This window comes from Edaphobacter modestus, assembly GCF_004217555.1.
Lineage (GTDB): Bacteria > Acidobacteriota > Terriglobia > Terriglobales > Acidobacteriaceae > Edaphobacter > Edaphobacter modestus.
This window is the reverse complement of record NZ_SHKW01000001.1, coordinates 5,507,501-5,525,887: the sequence shown is the minus strand read 5'-3', so window position 1 is coordinate 5,525,887 and position 18,387 is coordinate 5,507,501. Positions and strand designations below refer to the sequence as shown.

The following is an 18,387-nucleotide window of genomic DNA, read 5'->3' as shown; positions in this document are numbered from 1 at the left end:
GAGAGCCAAAAGAGTTACGCGAATACCGATGTGCGCATCTAGTAGGGAGGAGGTGCAGCATGTCAGCAACGAGTCCCGAGCAAATCTGCCACCTTTTCAAACAGTACATGGCGGAGGGTGATATTGAGGCGCTGCTCAGTATCTACGATCCGGAAGCGGTCTTTCTAAATCAATCAGGCGAAACTAAGCAGGGCAGGCAAGGACTGCGAGGGGAGTTGGCCCCTTTTGCTTCAGCGAAAGCTATCTTTGACTTCAGCATCAAGCAGATTATTCAGTCTGGCGATATCGCATTGATGCACACTCGGTGGACGGTGTCCTCTCCTCAGCCAATTTCCATGTTTGCGATCGAGGTTGCACGTCGCCAGCCGGACGGGACATGGTGTTGGCTTATTGGCGACCCTTTTACCGTTGGTAGGCAGACCACTGCCTGAAGCGAAGGCCCAACCCAGGATAAGGATCAGTAGAATTAGCGCGATTGTGGTCCGATGACAGTCTGCAAATAATGAAGAGCCTTCGTTTACCCGATCGACGACCGAAGGCACTCTCTGAGTGAGTTTGAAAGGAGGAATATGAATCAGGATGATATGACACTGGTTGTAGGTGGAACTGGGAAGACTGGTCGAAGGGTAGTCCAGCGGCTGCAGCGGCTTGGGCTTCCATTTCGTGTAGGTTCGCGGGGAGCCCAGCCTACATTCAATTGGGAAGACAGCAATACATGGTCGCCTTCATTTGAAGGGCGTAGTCAAAGCGTATGTCACCTATTACCCGGATCTGGCTGTTCCTGGAGCATCGGAAACAGTTCAATCCTTCTTCGCTCATGCGATCGATGCCGGAGTCGAGAAACTGGTTCTTCTGTCTGGTCGAGGCGAAGAAGAGGCGCAGCATGCAGAGCAAGTGTTGAAAGCCTGCGATGTAGATTGGACAATTTTGCGCTGCAGCTTCTTCAGTCAGAACTTTAGCGAGAACTTCTTCCTGGACCCGATCCTGGCTGGCGAAGTTGCCCTGCCTGTAGGCCCTGTAGCGGAACCCTTTGTCGATGTCGAGGACGTTGCTGACGTTGCAGTCGCGGCGCTGACTCAGGATGGCCACTCACGGAAACTTTATGAGCTTACAGGCCCACGCGCACTGACCTTTGCCGACGCAATCGGAGAAATCGCGCGCGCGACAGGCCGGGACATCCGATATCTTTCTATTACGCCCGAAGAGTATCGCGCTGCCATGTTACAGGCGTAGGTCCCTGAAGACATCATCGATCTGGTTCTCTATCTGCTTGGTATCGTGCTCGATGGCCGCAACACTCCGACAGTTGACGGCGTGGAGCGTGCGCTCGGTCGTCCACCGCGGGATTTCAGAGAGTATGTCCGGCAGACTGCCGCGAGCGGTGTGTGGGGAAACCAGCATGGATAGAACGCTCCTCGCTACTGGCACCGTTTTCGTCGCGGCGATTGGCAGCGGGATTGCCGCCGGAATCTTCTTTGCGTTTTCGTCGTGCGTGATGGCAACGCTGGGGCGCATTCCTCCCGCGCAAGGCGCTGCGGCGATGAACTCCATTAACACTACCGTTATTATCCCGGCTTCATGAGTGTGTTCATGGGCACAGGTCTTTTGTGCCTGCTCATTGGCGTCCGTGCGCTCTTCACATGGAACCAGGGAGGAGCGAAGTTGATCTTCGCTGCGAGCCTTGTGTACCTGATGGGCACTTTTGGCGTCACTCTGATTTTCAATGTACCGCTCAACAGAAGACTTGCCTCGACGACTGATCCCGCCCAGACCATAGCGTTCTGGCCGAATTATCTCGCAGCCTGGACCATTTGGAATCACATCCGCACTGCTGCCGCAGTCTTGTCCGCAGTGCTTTTTACCTGCGGCCTTTGCCGGCGCTGACTCGCAGGACCGGAAGGAAAGGACCGCAACCGTTGCCAACAGACCAAAGCACGTTTCCAGCGCTACCGCACCTCGAAACGCGAATTGGCGATTTATCGCTCATCGAGGAATTAGCCGCACTCACGACCGTAGATCGATCCATAGCTATTAGCTCAGCCGGGCTGCTTCATTTCAGCCACGCGAATGCCTGGGAATCTGTGTCTATTGCTGTGTCGATGATCGACTTTGCGACGTTCAGCGCATCTTGGCCGTTTGCGAAGATTACGATGCCTGACTTTCTTGCAGGGTCGGCCATCACAAAAGCTTTGAAGACGCCGTTATCGCCCCAATGCCAGAGCATGAGACTATTGTTTCCGCGCTGAATACCCCATCCCAAACCCCAGAAGAGCGTTTTCGACAGCTCTTTCGGTTCTTGTTTAACGCAAATCCTGCAAGTCGGGTCGAGCGCGATCTCAGGCGTCTCCATCTGACGGAGCACGGAGGACGAAAGCCCTTTGCCATTCAGAACTGCGTCGACGAAAAGCGCATAATCTCTGGCGGTAGTATTCAGGCTGGATGCTGCTCCGGCTTCCTTCGGCTTCTCTAGCTCACCCGGTGCTCCTTTGGAGTCATACCCCGTAGCCGTCAGAGAATCAAAGCTCGGTCTCCACACATAGCTGCTATTCGTCATCCCCAACGGCTTGAAAACAACTTCGTCCATATAAACGTCCAGCGGCTTCCCGGTAATCTGCTCGACCACGCGTTGCAGATAGATATATCCCTCACCTGAGTAGCTGAAACGTTCTCCGGGGGAGAAATAGATTGGAAGCGAGCCGTCGTCGCCTCGCCAATTCGGAAAGCCGGTTCGATGACTCAATACCAATCGAGCCGTGATCTTGCCTACGCGTTCGTCTGGAACGTAGGGCTTTGGCAAATAAGAACTCAACGGAGTGTCGAGATCGAGCTTTCCCTGGTCGACCAACTTCAGCACGCCGTAAGTGAATACGGGTTTGCTCAGGGAAGCGGCTTCAAAGACCGTGTCCGTCCTGACGGGTTCTCCCGTCTTCTTGTCTTTGACTCCGAACCCATGCAGCCAGATCGTCTTCCCATCACGGATCAAGGCGATCGACATCCCAGGAACTCCGCCCTGTTTCATCAAACATGGAACCTCGTTTTCCAGCCGCGAGATCACATCTCGCGTGGACCGAACCGAGGGAACCTTCGGATCGGAGAGACTGTTTCCCATGAAAAAGACAGCGCAACACCTAATCGCGGTAGTTCCCGGCAGACGGTCCAGAGTCGAGAAGACGATCGGTATCGACGTTGGAGATGTCTGGAGCCATTACTGCCCCCTCAACGAAGACGGCGAGGTAGTCGATCTAGGCAATTTCCGAACCAGCCCGAAGGCAGTCGAGAAGTGGTTTACCGGTCTACCGCCAGCGCGAGTGGCGATGGAAGCCGGGACCCATTCGATCTGGATCAGCGAGCAGCTTCAGGAACTTGGACACGAAGTCATCGTAGCGAACGTCCGTGAACTGCGGGCGATCTCGAATAGCGACCGGAAGAGCGATCAGGTCGATGCGGAGAAGCTGGCCCGTTATGCTCCGCTTGATCCGCAGATCCTACGGCCGATTGCACGCCGCACGGTGGAACAACAGGAAGCATTGACGTTGATCCGTGCACGCGACCTTCTGGTTCGACTACGCACAGCGCAGTGAACGCCGTGCGTGGCCTGACGAAGTCGTGCGGCTATCGCATGCCCGCTTCCTCGACACGGTGTTTCGCCAAGCGAAGTCTGGCCGCGATGCCACCGGGACTCGCGCAGGCACTCGGTCCGGTACTGGTGCAGATCGCGGAGATGACCGCTAAGATCAAGCAGTACGATCGACAGATCCAACAGGTCGGCCAGACAGATTATCCGGAGACACAGGCACTCCTGAAGGTCCACGGTGTCTGCCATATTACGGCGCTGACCTATGTGCTGACCTTGGGTGGTAAAGAGCGCTTTCGGCAGAGCCGCGATGTAGGCTGCTATCTCGGCCTGCGACCTCGACGCAGCCAGTCCGGTGATCGCGATCCTCAGCTTGGCATCACCAAGGCTGGCAATGTCTACCTCCGAAGTCTGCTCATCGAGTGCGCAAACCACATCCTCAGACCTCATGGCAGGGACTCATCGCTTCGACAGTGGGGACTACATCTGGCGTCTCGAGGTGGCAAGCAGGCCACGAACAAGGCCGTCGTTGCGGTCGCACGTAAGCTGGCCGTCTTGCTCCACCGCATCTGGACCACGCAACAGCCCTATATGCCTTTCTACCCAACAGCTGCTTGAGAGATGATCATGTCTACCTGTTGCGACGATACCGCGTTCCGATGACTGCGAGCCGACTTTGGCCGTAAAGGCCGTCTGACAAATGGCAGCATCGATCTCCTCTCGAACCCCAACCGGCACCGAGCTCCTCGAATGGAAGCTCTTCAAGAGTGCGAATAGAAAACTTGGTGGAGAGCAACATGCGTCGCAATAAGACACAACAGCAAAAACCTATGAAGGAAAAACTAAGACGAATATTGACACAAGTCACCTGCTCATAGAAAGTCGGCTGACGTTGACTGATCCGCGGCTCAATTGGCGTTAACAGGGGCGGTGTTGAAAAAGTCGCTGTCAGAGAAAACAGCCGCATATTTGGGATAGAAAATGTCCAGCCGAGTCGAGAAAGTCGCTTGCAGGCATCCTAGTGCGATGAAACTTATGAGCGCTTCCCGAGGATGAGTTTTTCAAAACACAGGCAATGCACTCATCGAAAACAGCGGAGGCCGATTCGTCCTATAAACGCTCTTGTGTTCAGTGAAGGGTTTCCTATAAGCCGGTTTACCAAGGCACAATCTTACTTTTAAGCCTTGACATCTAGGTATGCGCGGAGCAATCATTTTTAACACCTAGATTTCGAGGCATCGACCGCTATGGCTAAAAACGACCTCCAGGGCACACTCGAGCTGCTCATCCTCAAGACCCTCGCTCAGAACTCCTCCCTCCACGGCTACGGCATCGTCCTTCACATCGAGCGCGTCTCGGGCGAGCTGCTGCGCGTCGAGGAGGGTTCGCTCTACCCCGCGCTGCACCGCATGGAGCAGAACCAATGGGTGCGCTCATCATGGGCGCTCACCGAGACCAACCGCCGCGCTAAGTTCTACTCGCTGACCGCCGCTGGCCGCAAGCAGCTCGCTATCGCCGAGAAGAGCTGGGAAAAGACCGTCAAAGGCATTCAAGCCGTCATGCAGTTCGCCTGAGGTAATCCGATGACCCTCCTTCGCCGCATCGCCGCCCTCTTCCGCCGCTCCTCCATCGACCACGAGATTGAAGAAGAGCTGCAGGCCCACCTCGCCATGCGTGCCGAAGACAACATCGCCGCTGGCATGCCACCTGCCGCCGCCGCGCTTGATGCCCGACTCCGCTTCGGCAATCCCACCGCCACCCGCGAGCGTGTCGAACATGTCGACGTCGCACTCAGCCTCGACTCCATGTGGCGAGACATCCACTACGCCGTCCGCGGTTACCGCAACGCTCCCATGTTCGCCATCGTCGCCATCACTACCCTCGCGCTCGGCATCGGAGCCAACACCGCCATCTTCCAGCTCCTCAACGAAGTCCGCCTCCGCAGCCTACCCATTGCGCATCCTGAAGAGCTCGTCGACATTCGCATCATCGGCGGCAATCATGGACTCGGTATCAACGACGGCAGCTACACCCGGATCACCCGGCCTGTCTGGCAAGAGATCGAGCGCAACCATGATCCTCTCTCCGGCGTCTTCGCCTGGCGCTCCAGCTTCCAGAATATGCAGACCGGCCTTACCGCCAACGACGTCCGGCCCGTTCGCGCCCTCAACGTATCTGCCGACTTCTTCAACGTCCTCGGCGTTGCTCCCTTCGCCGGTCGCCTCCTCGGCCCTGAAGACGCATCCAGCGCATGCACCTCATCCAATGCTGCCGTCAGCTACTCCTGGTGGGAATCGCAAATGGGTGGTCGTCCCATCAGCAACGCCGAATCCATCGTCCTCGACGGCACCCAGTACCACATCGTCGGTGTCACGCCTCCGCGCTTCTTCGGCCTCGCAGTCGGCGAAGGCTTCGACTTCGTCACCCCCCTCTGCACCCCTCCCAACGTACAGCGTGAGCACTTCGACATCGGGGTGATGGGCCGCCTCGCCCCCGGCTGGACACTCGAACGTGCCACACAGTGGTTCACCTCCTCCAGCAAGGCCTTCTTCGAAGCCGCACTGCCACAGGGCTACAGTACCCAGTCCACCCAGCTGTTTCGCGACTTCAAACTCGGCGCCTTCTCCGCCGTCACCGGCGTCAGCAACCTGCGCGATGCCTACGACTCATCCCTCTGGATCCTCCTCGGCATCACCGGACTCGTCCTGCTCATCGCCTGCGCCAACCTGGCCAATCTCATGCTCGCTCGCGCCAGCGCCCGCCAGCGCGAGCTCGCCGTCCGTATGGCACTTGGAGCCACGCGAGCGCGTCTCCTCCGCCAGCTCCTCATTGAATCCTCGCTCCTCGCCGTCACCGGTGCCCTCCTCGGCATCGTCCTCGCCCAGCTCTTCAGCCGCCTTCTCATCCGCGCCCTCACCACCGGCAACGACTCCCTTACCCTCGCCGTCCACACCGACTGGCGCGTTCTCCTCTTCGCCACCGCCGTCGCAGTGTTCACCTGCGTTGTCTTCGGAACCCTCCCCGCCTTCCGTGCCTCCAAGGCCGATCCCATCCACGCCCTCAAGAGTGGCGACGGCCACGCCAGCAGCCGCCGTGAGCGCTTCTCCATGCAGCGCATCATGGTCGTCACACAGGTCGCCATTTCCATGGTGCTGCTCGTCGCCGCGCTCCTCTTCGTGCGCAGCTTCCGCAACCTCATGACCGTCGACCCCGGCATGCGCGAACAGGGAATCACCGTCGCCCTCTTGAATTTTTTCAACGCAAAGATCGAACCCGCGCACCTCGGCGAATTCAGGCGCCAGCTCCTCAACGAGGTCCGCGCCATGCCGGGCGTCACCAACGCCGCCATCACCACCATGATCCCGCTCATCGGCGGAAGCTGGGGACACGGCATCGATGTCGGACCAAAAGAAGGAAACAGCCGGTTCACCTGGGTCAGCCCTACCTACTTTCAGACCATGGGCATCCCTATCCTCTCCGGACGGGGCTTCAACGATAACGACACCCAGTCCTCCCCGCGCATCGCAATCGTCAACCAGTCCTTCGTCCGCAACTATCTCGACGGGCAAAACCCCATCGGCAAGACTGTCCGCTCCAAGGCCGAGCCGCGCTACCCTTCCACACTCTTTGAGATCGTCGGCGTCATCCCCGACACGAAGTACAACGACCTGCGCGGCAACCCCGAGCCCATGGCCTTCGTTCCTGCCATGCAGTTTCCCATCGAAGCCGACGGCCCGGGCCTCGGAATGGTCATCTCCTCCACCCTCCCCTCCGCCGTCATCAGCGAAGATATCAAGCGCGCCCTCGCCGCCTCACATCCTGAAATTCGCACTCGCTTCTTCGAGCTCCAGGTGGCCATCCGCAACAATCTCCTCCGGGAGCGCCTCCTCGCCATCCTCTCCGGCTTCTTCGGAATCCTCGCCGCCGTCCTCGTCATGGTCGGGCTCTACGGAGTCGTCGCCTACCTCGTCACCCGCCGCCGCAACGAGCTCGGCATCCGCATTGCGCTAGGCTCTACGCGCCAGCAGATCATCTCGCTGGTCATGCGCGACGCTGGACGCATGCTCGCGATCGGGACCGTAGTTGGCGCAATCGTCTCTCTGCTAGCCACACGCGGCGCCGGCTCAATCCTCTTCGGGCTGAAGTCGTGGGATCCCACCTCGCTCGGCTTCGCTATTACGCTGCTTGCGATCGTCGCAGTTATCGCAAGTTTTCTGCCGGCCCTCCGCGCGGCGAGACTTGACCCCGTCGAGGCGTTGCGGCGCGAATAGGCCATAGCTGATATTCGTCAGAAGCCACTCATCAACATCACTCACGCTAAGCCGACATTGCGGTACCAATCCGCTCATCAATGTGTGACTTGCCGATTTCTCAAAAACTGAGGACTGCACCGGCTGCTATCTTTGGGCAAGTCCCCGAAAATCCCGTCTTTTGGGAACACCAAGTTGTTTTTGAGGGAGTCGAGGTCGACAGCTTTTCTGCAAGACGTGCAGGCGATGCGATTAGCTGGAAAGCCGCTTCGCAACACGGATGTCCATCTCGCAACATTTCGCGCGACGCTCATGCCGGCACTACCTAGGATTGGGCCATGAAAAACTCAGTCGTCAATTCTGTCGCACATATCGTTCCCATCCGCCCAGTAAATTCAGGGTGGAAGGCCAGATCACTCCTCGCCTTCGGCCTGTTCCTGCTGAGCGTATCGCACTTGGCGCTTGCCTCCGAGCCAGTGGAGATTCCCATGACTGCCGACCGATGGACGACGACGGGCGGAACAGTGAACTTTATCGAGTACATGGGAAAGCACTCTATTGAGTTGAAGGCGGGTAATTACCCACAGCACATCCAATCCGGCGCGGCGGTGCTCAACGGCCTTACCTTTCACAACGGAACTATTGAGTACGATGTGGCCGCAACCAGCGACATGGGCGCGGGCTTCATCTTCCGTCGCGTCGACAAGGACAACTACGAGATGTTCTATCTGCGGCCGAGGCCGAAATGCGAAGAAGCTCCCGACTGTGTGCAATACGCGCCACAGACGCATGGGGTCTTGTTATGGGATATGTTCCCGCAGTATCAGGGGCCGGCTCCCTTGCGCCAAGGCGAGTGGAATCATGTGAAGCTCGTCGTCTCTGGAAAGCGAATGAATATCTTCATCAATGGCGCAGTTGAGCCGACGCTGAAGATTGGGCGCCTCGAAGGGGACACCGAAGAAGGCGGCCTGATGCTGCAAGGCCCGGGAATCTTTGCCAATCTAACGGTCGCGCCGGAAGCTGTGGAAGACCTGCCTGGCGATCCGGAAGAAGACGCGACGGCATCGGATGACCGATACGTGCGCCATTGGCGGATCTCGCCTTTCTCCAAGCTGGCAGCGGATCAGGCACCCACCTTGGCCGACCTGCCCGCGCCAACCGCCCACTGGACCTCACTCGACGCTGAGCGTAGCGGACTGGTGAACGCGAGCCGAGTCTATGGACTGCCCCTGGCGCGGCCGGATCGCGCTGTGGTCTGGCTCAAGACAAGGATTAACTCCAGCACAGCGCAGCAGAAGCACGTCTCCCTGGGATGGGCCCGGGAGATATTCGTCTTCGTGAATGGCCAACTGGTCTTTGCGGACAAAAATCTCTACCAACCGCCGGAGGCGCGCAAAACGCCAGATGGTCGGCTGTCGTTCCAGAATGGCTCGTTGATGCTGCCCCTTAAGGCCGGTAATAATGAGGTGGCAATAGCGGTCGTCAATAATTTCTACGGTTGGGGACTCGAGATGCGCTTCGACGATGCGAAGGATTTGCTCCTGGTCGCGCAATAGAGTCTGTCGCGACCCACAGGATTGCAGCAGGTGCGGGGGAAGCTATCGAAACGAGCAATACGAGCGATCGATTAACTTTGGACGAGCGGTTCCGCGGGCAATCGATGCGACGCTGGTGGGGCCGCTTGCTGCTTGCGGCTCTGCTCTGGAGCGTGATCGGGCTGCTTTTTGCGCTTCCCGCGTTTTCGTCTGCTGGCTGGAACCGTACGCTGCTCGGTTCGCTCGCGCAGTGGTGGTCCTGGGGCTTGATCACTCCGCTTATTTTCTGGGTGGACGAACGTCTTCCGTTCAAGGAGCAGCGGCTCGGCATGCGCATCCTTGCGCAACTTATACCCAGCCTGCTTTTGACCCTCGTCTACTTCTACGTATTTTTCGCTGTTCGCGCACTGCTCGGCCTGAGCCCATGGGCTATGTTTACCGACATTCACATGCTCAGCAACGCATTCCGTGGCGGAATTCTTTGGAGCTGGCTGGTGTATTGGCTGATCTTTGGCGCGCGCCAGACTTATCGGTATTACCAATACTATCTGGCGAGCAGCTACGCCTCGAGCGCATGGAGCGCAGCTTTTCTCAGGCACGCCTCAACGCGCTCCGTATGCAGCTCGATCCGCACTTTCTCTTCAATGCGCTGAACACCATCTCCTCGCAGGTGGAGCGTGATCCTAGGTTGGCGCGCAACATGATCGAGCATCTGGGCGATCTGCTGCGTCTTTCACTCGAAACCCGCAATCGGCAGGAGGTACCGCTTGCCGAAGAGATGGCCTTTCTCGATCACTACGTCGCCATCCAGAGGATTCGCTTCGGAGCTAACCTGCAAATCGAAATTCGAATCGCACCTGAGGTCAAGTTCGTGCTGGTGCCTTGCCTTATCGTGCAACCGCTGGTAGAAAATGCGATCCGTCACGGCATCTCGCGCCGCGCCTCCGGCGGAGCGGTAACGGTGACGGCGGTACGTGTAGCGGAACGAGTTGTGATTCGAGTCGTGGACGACGGTGTAGGGCTGCCGCCGGGATGGACGCTCGATAACTCACAGGGCCTGGGCCTTTCCGTAACACGCGAACGAATCGCCGGCCTTCATTCCGAAGGCGGAAGCCGCTTTACCGTCACCCGGCGGAACGGCGGCGGAACGGAAGTTGAGATATCGTTGCCACTTCGATGGGCGGGAGGGGAAACGGATGATCGCCCCGCGCTCTGAAGGCATGCGCGTCCTTGTAGCTGACGATGAGGTGCCTGCACGCCAGCGTCTCCTCGATCTGCTGCAGGCGGACGCCCAGGTTGGCGTCGTACTGGAAGCAGGCGATGGGCAAGCCGCCGTTGAAATCATTGAACGCGAGGCGCCTGATCTCGTCTTCCTCGATGTGCAGATGCCGGAGCTCGACGGCCTCGAAGTAATTGAGGCCGTGGGTGCTGCCGCTATGCCGCTTACAGTCTTTGTGACCGCATACGACCAGCACGCGATTCACGCCTTCGAAGCGAACGCACTCGACTATCTGCTCAAACCATTCAGTGATGAGCGGCTCGAAGCCTCACTTTCTCGCGCCAAAACCCGTCTCGATGAACGTAGTATCCGCGAGTTCGGCCGCAGCGTCTTGCGGATGGTCTCCACCAGGGAGCCTGCAGATCGCTACCTCGACCGCCTCGTTATAAAGTCGGCGGGAACGCGCTTCATTCGCGTGGTGGACATCGATTGGATCGAGGGCGCGGGCGTCTATGTCAACCTGCACGTCGCAGGCAAGGAGTTTCTCTACCGTACGGCACTCAATGAACTCGCCGATCGTCTTGATCCGATGCGCTTCGTGCGCGTCCATCGATCGGCGATCGTGAATATAGACAGCATCGTCGAGCTTCAGGTCATTTCCCATGGCGAATTCGCAGTGGTTCTGCGCGATGGTCGCCGTTCGCGCGTTAGCAGAACCTATCGCCCTCAGCTCGAGAGACGATTGGGGCAATCTCTGTGATCTATGGATCTGCGCCAGGAAGCCACTCAAATAGTGATAATAGACCGAGTCACTCATCGAGCTATTCGAATCGATCTATGTCTTCGGCAAGTGGCCGAATAACCGGCTACTCGGAAGTTGACCTCGAACCTCCCGAAAAGTCGGGTGCATTCGATAGGTCGCTGCAACACCATCTAGTAGAAGTTCTTCTATTGAGGATGGTGTTTATGAGTGAAGGAAAGCAGTCGAGACTATCTCCCGCGGAGAAGGCTGATGTTTGGAGCCGATGGAAGGCGGGGGAGTCGTTGCATGAGATTGGGCGTGCCTACGGCAAGCCCCATAACTGCATTCGCTGTGTGTTGTTGCCTCGCGGAGGGATTGCTCCAGCCGCTCGCCAGCGCTCTCGCATAGCGCTCACCTTGGCTGAGCGAGAGGACATTTCGCGAGGAATGGCTTCCGGCTCATCGATCCGCACGATAGCCAGCGGCCTCGGTCGGGCGGCGTCGACAGTGAGCCGGGAGGTCACGCGCCATGGCGGCCGTGCCGCCTATCGCGCCCACGATGCGGATAACCAGGCCTGGGGGTCGGGGTTACGACCCAAGAGGTGTCTTCTGGCCAGCAACCGCAAGTTGCGGAAGATGGTTGCGAGTAAGCTGGTGTTGGACTGGTCGCCGGAGCAGATTTCCGGATGGCTGAAGACACAGTATCCTGACGACGAGAGCATGCGCGTGTCCCACGAGACCATTTACCGAAGCCTGTTCATCCAGGCGCGGGGCGTGCTGAAACAAGAGCTGATGGAGCACTTGCGGAGCAAGCGGCGCATGCGCCGCTCGCTCCATGCAACGGTCAGCGGACAGTCCCGCGGCCAGATCGTCGATGCCGTCTCGATCCGTGAAAGGCCCGCGGAAGTGGAAGACCGAGCGGTTCCTGGGCATTGGGAAGGTGATCTGCTGAGCGGCGCAAAGAACAGTTACATCGCGACTTTAGTGGAGCGTCATTCACGCTTTGCCATGCTGGTCAAGGTGCCGGGCAAAGACACTGAAGCGGTCGTTCAAGCCTTGAGCCGGCATGTTCGTAAACTCCCGGCGACCCTGCGGCGTTCGCTGACGTGGGATCGCGGGTTGGAGATGGCCAGGCACAAGGAGTTTACAGTGGCTACCAAGGTGAAAGTGTACTTCTGCGATCCGCAGAGTCCCTGGCAGCGCGGCACCAATGAAAACACCAATCTATTATTGCGACAATACTTCCCCCGAGGAACCAACCTTGCCCCTATCTCGCAAGCGCAGCTCGACCAGGTCGCGCTGCGCTTGAATCAACGTCCCAGAAAGACCTTGGGTTTCCAAACTCCTGCAGCTAGACTGCAAGCAAGTGTTGCGTCGACCGTCTGAGCCAGCACTTCTTATAGGAAACTTGCCGAAATCCGGTGCGCAGGAAGCGTAGACCGCCACACGTTCGCGCTACGCTACCCCTTGTGCAACCGGAAGGCTAGTGGTTTGTTCGTGCGTTCGCCTTTGAAAGCGGTTTTCTTCACCTCAGCGACTGGGCCGCGTTTGTCTGGCCGTCCGTCGGAACGCGAGCATATCCACTAATCAAGCGGAGAAGAAATCACAAATCGTATTTTTATCTCTTTGCTTGTGACATGGCGTATGGGGCGATTTCGAGAGACTCATAAACCGTCGTTTGTGAGCTACGATGAAGGCGATGAAACAAAGTGGCGAAGGTACAAATCGAGGAAGAAAGCACTCGAATATCTATCTGACTCGCTTCAACAGCTGCCCGCCACGTCTCTAAAGCAGCCGCTGGGTTCCGGCCTAATTGAATCGCTATCTCATCCGGATCAACAACACCACTGCGTCAGTCCTGATTTGTCTCTGAAAATTGGAGTAATATCAATTCCGCCCTGCGGCCTATTGGCTTCGCTCGTCCTAACCGCTGGAGGCATGCGATGATTCACCGGCATTGCACTACGATGAAACTGTTGGCGTATCAATTGACCGAAGCATATCGACTTCTTCACCTTGCGAGCGTTCTGAAAACAGGCGAGCAACTCCAAGCTGCAATCCATCTTCGTGACGTCCATAGTGAGATGACTCTCCATAGAGAGACATGCACTGAATGCCAAGAGATTCCCCGATTGGTCAAGCCCGAGCGATCCGCGGATTCTCGTTCCTTGGTGGACAAAGCACACTGAGATTGTTTCGATCACAATAACTTACGCCGTCCAGAAATCGCACAACATGCTTGCCGTTGTATATTCGCTTTTATTTCGCCTAAATTGTGCTTCTGCCCACCCTCGCCGGCCTCTCTTTTACTTCGATCACATTGCATCCAGTGCTAGGCTGCTCATATGGCAACCAAACGAAAACCGCCACCGAAAGCTGAGCCTACGGTTAGTGTCGAAGAACGCCTTATTGAAGCACTCGCCCAAAAGCCTAAAAGTGAATCCATCCATGATCACCCCGCCGCCGTCCAGGTTGGTGACAAAGTCACGGTCGGTGACGGAGAGTCCATTTGGACAGTGAGCAGAGTCTCCTCGGACGGAAACCAAGTCGATCTTCATATTCCGGAAACAAACCTTCAGCGCTTCCGCGTCCTTGTTGACGATCTCGAGTTTGTAGAGCGCACGCAGCACCCGAAACCTAGCAAACCTGCCGAGCCTGAGATTGACGTGGACGAGGTCCGCAAGCGGATTGCATCTGCGCGAGGTGAGTTCATGGAACATTTCGATGAGCAGATCAAAGTCCTGAAGAAATTCCTGAAGAGCCATAACATCCCAGCTAAGGAACTCGACGAGCTCCGTATGGATATCGAGGATCGATGGAGTGTAGCCGAAGAGGCGATCATGGGTGAGATAGGCGAATAGCTTCACGTAGCCTCCTCGGTCGAAAGCGGCATCAACTATCCGTGGAGGGTTTGGCGATGCCGATTGACGAAGTCGAAAAAGCCAAGCTCTGTCTTGCCAAGAGCCCTCGTCGAATTGGTGTAGGGAGCGGCAAGTTTCCCTAGTCCTTCAACGTAGAAGTATGGCGCTGACTGGGAGGGCGCGCTGTGCGACTCAAGCCGACAGAAGCAGCGGCCTCCTCTCTTCTGGAGGCAAAGACTTTACGGGGCAGTTGCCGGAATAACTTCGATTTCTGTCGGGAAAGTCACCATCGGCATCTAATCCAGACATGCTTATAAGACCAATACCGAAGATGTACCCAACACTACTTCTGAGGAATATGCGAACACGTAATGCAGGTACTTCAAGTCTGTTCGCTGTTGTTGCGACTCTTCAGGGGCCTGTCCTGCTGAATTGAGGGATTGGCTCTACGGACCGCTAGTTCCTTCCGTAGGAATTCATAAAGCAGGACAGATTGGGGGATCAAGAGCAGTCCCTATGGGATCGTGAATTTGCCCTACCCGGCCAATGGATCGAAATCCTGCACCTTGCCGGGAGAGCGATATGTCCTATTCAGTTTCGGGTTTGGCGCAAACATATAACCCAGAATCCACAAGAAGAGGTTTCCTATGAGTGCAATTCTCGATGAAGTCCTGAAAGCAAACGCCCGTTATGTTGATTCCTTCGGGAGCAAGGGCGATTTGGCACTCCCTCCAACCCGCCGCTTCGCTGTTCTCACGTGCATGGATGCACGCCTCGATCCAGCCAAGTTCGCCGGATTGAGCGAAGGAGATGCGCATGTGATCCGGAACGCCGGGGGCCGTGCTAGCGATGATGCGATTCGCTCCCTTGTGATCAGCTACAAGCTGCTTGGTACCCATGAGTTCTTCGTCATTCACCATACGAATTGCGGCATGGAGTTCTTCACGAACGATACGATTCGCGGATTGTTAGGCAGTAGCCTTGAGACTGCTGAGCTAACGTCCGAAGGCTTCAAGGATGTGGGTAAAGGACCGGGATCTCGCGCTGGTGAGTTTATCGATTGGCTCACGATACGAGACCAGAAGCAGGCTGTGATTGACGATGTGCTTCGGATACGGCAGCACCCGCTCGTACCACTTTCAATTCCGATCTACGGATACGTTTATGACGTTAAGACAGGCAAACTGCTTGAAGTTGACGGAGCTTCTGAGGCGGGTGCTGCCATCTGAAGTCGGCCGAATTGGCGCTAGGCTATCTATGTGCGAATCAAAATAGCAAATGTCGGAGAGCCTGTTCTGCGGACTGCAGCTCGTCCACTCACCTCAGAGGAGATCGGTAGCCGCCGAATTCGTGAACTCATTTGAACACATGCGCGAAACTCTGGCCGACGCACTGGGTGTTGGACTCGCCGCTCCCCAGATCGGCGAAAACCAACAAATGAGCTGGTGCGGGAGATGTGCTCACTGCCGAAATTCCTGCTGGGGTCAACACCAGCCCGACTCTATCCGGAATCACCGACGCACTTCTTCGTCCTTGATGAACCGCAGGAACTCTCGTTCAATGTCGACGCTCAGAATAACGTCACTGGTGTTGAGTTCATCACGCCGTTACGCCATCACCTGTTGAAGAAGACCGAGGCGCCCTAATTATTCGATGAAGAAAAGCGATCCGCCAAGGCTTTCTCTATAGCAGTTGACCTGCACATCCGGATCACGTGCAAACATTCTTTTTTGCGGAGCCCTCTATGCACCAGTTGGTAATGCGAAGCTGTATTGTAGGAAGCGACCTGTTGTTCCCAAGTAACGGTCAAACCGGAAGTAATCCCGTTGTGGCGGCAATGCGCGCGCGCTTTGGCCTACGAGCCCGACCGATAAATAGCAGCATCGACTCTCCTCTTGAACCGAATCGGCTGGAATTGCCTGCCTCGTCGAAATTTTGTATTTTCCGATTCCTAAACTCCCGGTTGCCGGCAACGTCGGGATTTCGGCAAGTTCAACCTTCGAAGTTGCCAACCCCGTTTTGCGGGGCCTATGAATCGGTGGATTGTTTCCGAGCTCGCCTCAGGTAAAAGCCAAGAGTTTCTTGATGTGGACGATGGTCGGCCATGCGTTCAACGGTTACGACCGAGTAACAAGATACTGATGCACCATTGAGACGGCCATTGCCCCCTCTCCGACGGCAGTCGCGCAGCGCTTGATCGAATTGTGACGCACGTCACCAGCCGCGAACCGTCTCCGCCCGTAACTTCGCCGAAACCAACGACTCACACGGCTGGCTCGGTCTCCGGTTCCAGTTGCAGCCCGGTGGTCCTCCCAACGACTCCCTGTGGAGGCATGAGCGCCCGTGAAGGGAATGTAACCGTGACGCACCGATTACTTCCTGTTTGTCGACCACTCGGGAGTTTCGTGACGACCAGAGCGGTTTACCATTATTTATCACATATCAGTCCGGCTAATTCGTCGCTCAAAAGCGATACCGGTCATCGGGGATGAGTTATCCCGATTTGAAGTTACATGAGCGATTTAGGAACCCGACTTGCGCTGACTCGGATGTCTTCGCAATAGCAAAGTGACTTAGTCAGGGAATTTATCCTAAGGGAATACGTTTGCCCGTCAAGGCCTCGACTGCTTTATGCTGGTACCGGCTCAACCGCAACTCGCTCCCATCTTTCATGATGACCAAGTGGCCGCCCTTGAACCATGACTGCACTTCCTTCACAAAGTCCACGTTCACAATCGTTGATCGATGAATGCGGACAAAGCGCGTAGGGTCCAGCTTTTTTCCGGGCTGAGCAGAGTCTCACGCACCTCAAAGGTTTGCTTGCGTGTGACTAACTGAGCGTAGTTGCCCATCGCTTCGATTCGTTCGATCTCACGGTGGGGAGCAGGTGAATGCGTCCGCCCAAAGCCACGGGAACACGCTGCAAGTACGTGCGCTGTGCCTCCTGCCGACGCATCTCCATCAACATCTCGTTGAGTGACGAGATATCGATAGCGCGTTCGAGCGTCTTTTTCAGCCGGTCCCTCGAGAAAGGTTTTAGGAGGTAGTCGACGGCATGTACTTCACACGCCTGTAGCGCGTGTTGGTCGTAGGCCGTGACAAATACCACTGCTGGAGGATTTGCTGAACCTAGTGGACTGTCGCAGAGTAACCATTACCATATTTTGTGCTTCTAAGATGGTATGGCTACTGGCAACGAGCTCATGCTTACCGAGGATCAGCATTCCGAACTGCGAGCCATCGCTCAGTCTCGCTGCTTGCCAGCGGGATACGTCTTTCGCGCCAAACTGATCCTGCTGCTGGCCGAGGGCGCGTCCTTCAGCACCATCAAGCAGCGCTTGCAGACCACCGCACCGACGATCATTCGCTGGAAGCAGCGTTTTCTTCAGGATGGGCTCGATGGCCTCGACACCTTTCATCCCGGGCAAACGGCCAGCGTACTGACCCCTGCTCTGCGTGCCCGGATTCTGGCTGCCGCGCGGAAGAAGCCGAGCGATGGTTCCACCCATTGGAGTTGCCGCAAACTGGCGGCGGCCTTCACGTCAGTAAGGACGCCGTACATCGTGTCTGGAAAGAGGCTGGCCTGAAACCGCACCGTCTGGAACGCTACATGGCCAGCGACGATCCTGAGTTTGAAGCCAAGGCGGCCGACATCATCGGACTCTATCTTCGTCCGCCGCACCATGCTGCGGTGTTCTGCGTTGATGAAAAGACAGCCATTCAAGCACTGGATCGTCTGGACCCGGTCTTGCCGCTCTCCCCGGGACGCGCCGAGCGTCATGGTTTCGAGTATTACCGCCACGGCACGCTCTCGCTCTACGCCGCGCTGGATGTGAAGTCCGGCAGGGTGACGGGCAAGACCGCAGCCCGGCACACCAGCCGCGACTTCGTCGGCTTCCTCCGGGAAGTCATTGCCTCGTGCCCGTCCAACCAGAAGATTCACATCATCCTCGATAACCTCTCGGCTCACAAGACACAGGCGGTCCGCGAGTTCCTGGAACAGAATCCGCGAGTCCGCTTTCACTTCACGCCCGCCTACTCCTCCTGGCTCAACCAAGTCGAGATCTGGTTCGCCAAAATCGAACGTGACGTCATCGCTCGCGGCATCTTCACCTCGGTCTCCGACCTGGATCGCAAGCTTCGCCGCTACATCAACGCCTATTCAGCCAACGCACGCCCTATCCAATGGAAATACTCCCATACTTCC

Annotated in this window: 21 protein-coding genes and 2 pseudogenes; 19 read left to right on the top strand and 4 right to left on the bottom strand. The window is 56.9% G+C overall.

The window, feature by feature from the left end; genetic code table 11:
- Positions 1-59: 59 nt before the first annotated feature.
- Complete coding sequence (locus BDD14_RS23300; protein WP_130421675.1) at positions 60-431, top strand: YybH family protein; 372 nt, start codon at positions 60-62, stop codon at positions 429-431.
- A 298-nt stretch (positions 432-729) separates the two neighbouring features.
- A complete protein-coding gene (locus BDD14_RS32570) occupies positions 730-1,233 on the top strand; it encodes a Rossmann-fold NAD(P)-binding domain-containing protein (protein ID WP_207231812.1) in 504 nt (167 codons plus the stop codon).
- Here the strand turns inward: BDD14_RS32570 and BDD14_RS32565 are convergent.
- On the bottom strand, positions 1,222-1,401 hold the full coding sequence (locus BDD14_RS32565; protein ID WP_207231811.1) for a hypothetical protein: 180 nt from the start codon (positions 1,399-1,401) through the stop codon (positions 1,222-1,224). The two genes, BDD14_RS32570 and BDD14_RS32565, sit on opposite strands and share 12 nt — an antisense overlap.
- On the opposite strand from BDD14_RS32565, the gene BDD14_RS32560 reads away from it, so the two are divergent.
- A complete protein-coding gene (locus BDD14_RS32560) occupies positions 1,400-1,582 on the top strand; it encodes an anthrone oxygenase family protein (protein ID WP_207231810.1) in 183 nt (60 codons plus the stop codon). The two genes, BDD14_RS32565 and BDD14_RS32560, sit on opposite strands and share 2 nt — an antisense overlap.
- Positions 1,583-1,590: 8 nt before the next feature.
- Positions 1,591-1,884 (top strand): anthrone oxygenase family protein, encoded by a 294-nt coding sequence (locus tag BDD14_RS32555; protein WP_207231809.1) that lies wholly within the window; start codon positions 1,591-1,593, stop codon positions 1,882-1,884.
- A gap of 166 nt (positions 1,885-2,050) precedes the next feature.
- Here the strand turns inward: BDD14_RS32555 and BDD14_RS23285 are convergent, their stop codons facing one another.
- Positions 2,051-3,109: a serine hydrolase domain-containing protein gene (locus tag BDD14_RS23285; protein ID WP_130421674.1), complete on the bottom strand. Its 1,059-nt coding sequence runs from the start codon at positions 3,107-3,109 to the stop codon at positions 2,051-2,053.
- Between BDD14_RS23285 and BDD14_RS23280 the strand changes: the two genes are divergently transcribed.
- The 13 genes and pseudogenes from BDD14_RS23280 to BDD14_RS23230 all read left to right on the top strand — a co-directional run bounded on the left by BDD14_RS23280 (position 3,108) and on the right by BDD14_RS23230 (position 15,826).
- Entirely contained in the window at positions 3,108-3,581 is a 474-nt protein-coding gene (locus tag BDD14_RS23280; RefSeq protein WP_130421673.1) for an IS110 family transposase, read from the top strand. The genes BDD14_RS23285 and BDD14_RS23280 overlap by 2 nt on opposite strands.
- An 86-nt stretch (positions 3,582-3,667) precedes the next feature.
- Positions 3,668-4,192, top strand: coding sequence for a transposase (locus BDD14_RS23275; RefSeq protein ID WP_165420210.1), 525 nt, complete (start codon positions 3,668-3,670; stop codon positions 4,190-4,192).
- Between the two features lie 629 nt (positions 4,193-4,821).
- Positions 4,822-5,148, top strand: coding sequence for a PadR family transcriptional regulator (locus BDD14_RS23270; protein WP_130421669.1), 327 nt, complete (start codon positions 4,822-4,824; stop codon positions 5,146-5,148).
- 9 nt (positions 5,149-5,157) lie between these two features.
- Positions 5,158-7,845, top strand: a complete 2,688-nt coding sequence (locus tag BDD14_RS23265; protein WP_130421667.1) for an ABC transporter permease — start codon at positions 5,158-5,160, stop codon at positions 7,843-7,845.
- 317 nt (positions 7,846-8,162) lie between these two features.
- Positions 8,163-9,380, top strand: coding sequence for a LamG domain-containing protein (locus BDD14_RS23260; RefSeq protein ID WP_130421665.1), 1,218 nt, complete (start codon positions 8,163-8,165; stop codon positions 9,378-9,380).
- A 77-nt stretch (positions 9,381-9,457) separates the two neighbouring features.
- Positions 9,458-10,012, top strand: coding sequence for a hypothetical protein (locus BDD14_RS33215; protein WP_242618152.1), 555 nt, complete (start codon positions 9,458-9,460; stop codon positions 10,010-10,012).
- Positions 9,976-10,575, top strand: a complete 600-nt coding sequence (locus tag BDD14_RS33210; protein ID WP_242618151.1) for a sensor histidine kinase — start codon at positions 9,976-9,978, stop codon at positions 10,573-10,575. Before BDD14_RS33215 ends, BDD14_RS33210 begins: the two co-directional genes overlap by 37 nt.
- Entirely contained in the window at positions 10,556-11,338 is a 783-nt protein-coding gene (locus tag BDD14_RS23250) for a LytR/AlgR family response regulator transcription factor (protein ID WP_130421663.1), read from the top strand. The genes BDD14_RS33210 and BDD14_RS23250 overlap by 20 nt, the downstream gene beginning before the upstream one ends.
- Before the next feature lie 206 nt (positions 11,339-11,544).
- Positions 11,545-12,705 carry an IS30 family transposase gene (locus BDD14_RS23245; protein ID WP_130417389.1) on the top strand — a complete coding sequence of 387 codons (1,161 nt, stop codon included), beginning with the start codon at positions 11,545-11,547 and terminating at the stop codon, positions 12,703-12,705.
- Between the two features lie 959 nt (positions 12,706-13,664).
- Entirely contained in the window at positions 13,665-14,180 is a 516-nt protein-coding gene (locus tag BDD14_RS23240) for a hypothetical protein (protein WP_130421661.1), read from the top strand.
- Between the two features lie 647 nt (positions 14,181-14,827).
- A complete protein-coding gene (locus BDD14_RS23235; protein ID WP_130421659.1) occupies positions 14,828-15,409 on the top strand; it encodes a beta-class carbonic anhydrase in 582 nt (193 codons plus the stop codon).
- A gap of 49 nt (positions 15,410-15,458) precedes the next feature.
- Positions 15,459-15,575 (top strand): annotated as a pseudogene (locus BDD14_RS34655) (hypothetical protein); the annotation flags it as partial.
- Positions 15,576-15,634: 59 nt separating this feature from the next.
- A complete protein-coding gene (locus BDD14_RS23230) occupies positions 15,635-15,826 on the top strand; it encodes a hypothetical protein (RefSeq protein ID WP_242618150.1) in 192 nt (63 codons plus the stop codon).
- A 940-nt stretch (positions 15,827-16,766) separates the two neighbouring features.
- Here BDD14_RS23230 and BDD14_RS34650 read toward each other — a convergent pair.
- Entirely contained in the window at positions 16,767-16,955 is a 189-nt protein-coding gene (locus BDD14_RS34650) for a LytTR family DNA-binding domain-containing protein (RefSeq protein ID WP_130423539.1), read from the bottom strand.
- A gap of 55 nt (positions 16,956-17,010) precedes the next feature.
- A complete protein-coding gene (locus BDD14_RS33790; protein WP_130421655.1) occupies positions 17,011-17,289 on the bottom strand; it encodes a LytR/AlgR family response regulator transcription factor in 279 nt (92 codons plus the stop codon).
- Positions 17,290-17,362: 73 nt separating this feature from the next.
- Between BDD14_RS33790 and BDD14_RS32550 the strand changes: the two genes are divergently transcribed.
- Together BDD14_RS32550 and BDD14_RS33200 are read left to right on the top strand one after the other, a co-directional pair.
- Positions 17,363-17,767, top strand: a complete 405-nt coding sequence (locus tag BDD14_RS32550) for a helix-turn-helix domain-containing protein (protein ID WP_207231807.1) — start codon at positions 17,363-17,365, stop codon at positions 17,765-17,767.
- Positions 17,689-18,297 (top strand): annotated as a pseudogene (locus BDD14_RS33200) (IS630 family transposase); the annotation flags it as partial. The gene BDD14_RS32550 and the pseudogene BDD14_RS33200, both read left to right, overlap by 79 nt.
- Between the last annotated feature and the right edge of the window lie 90 nt (positions 18,298-18,387).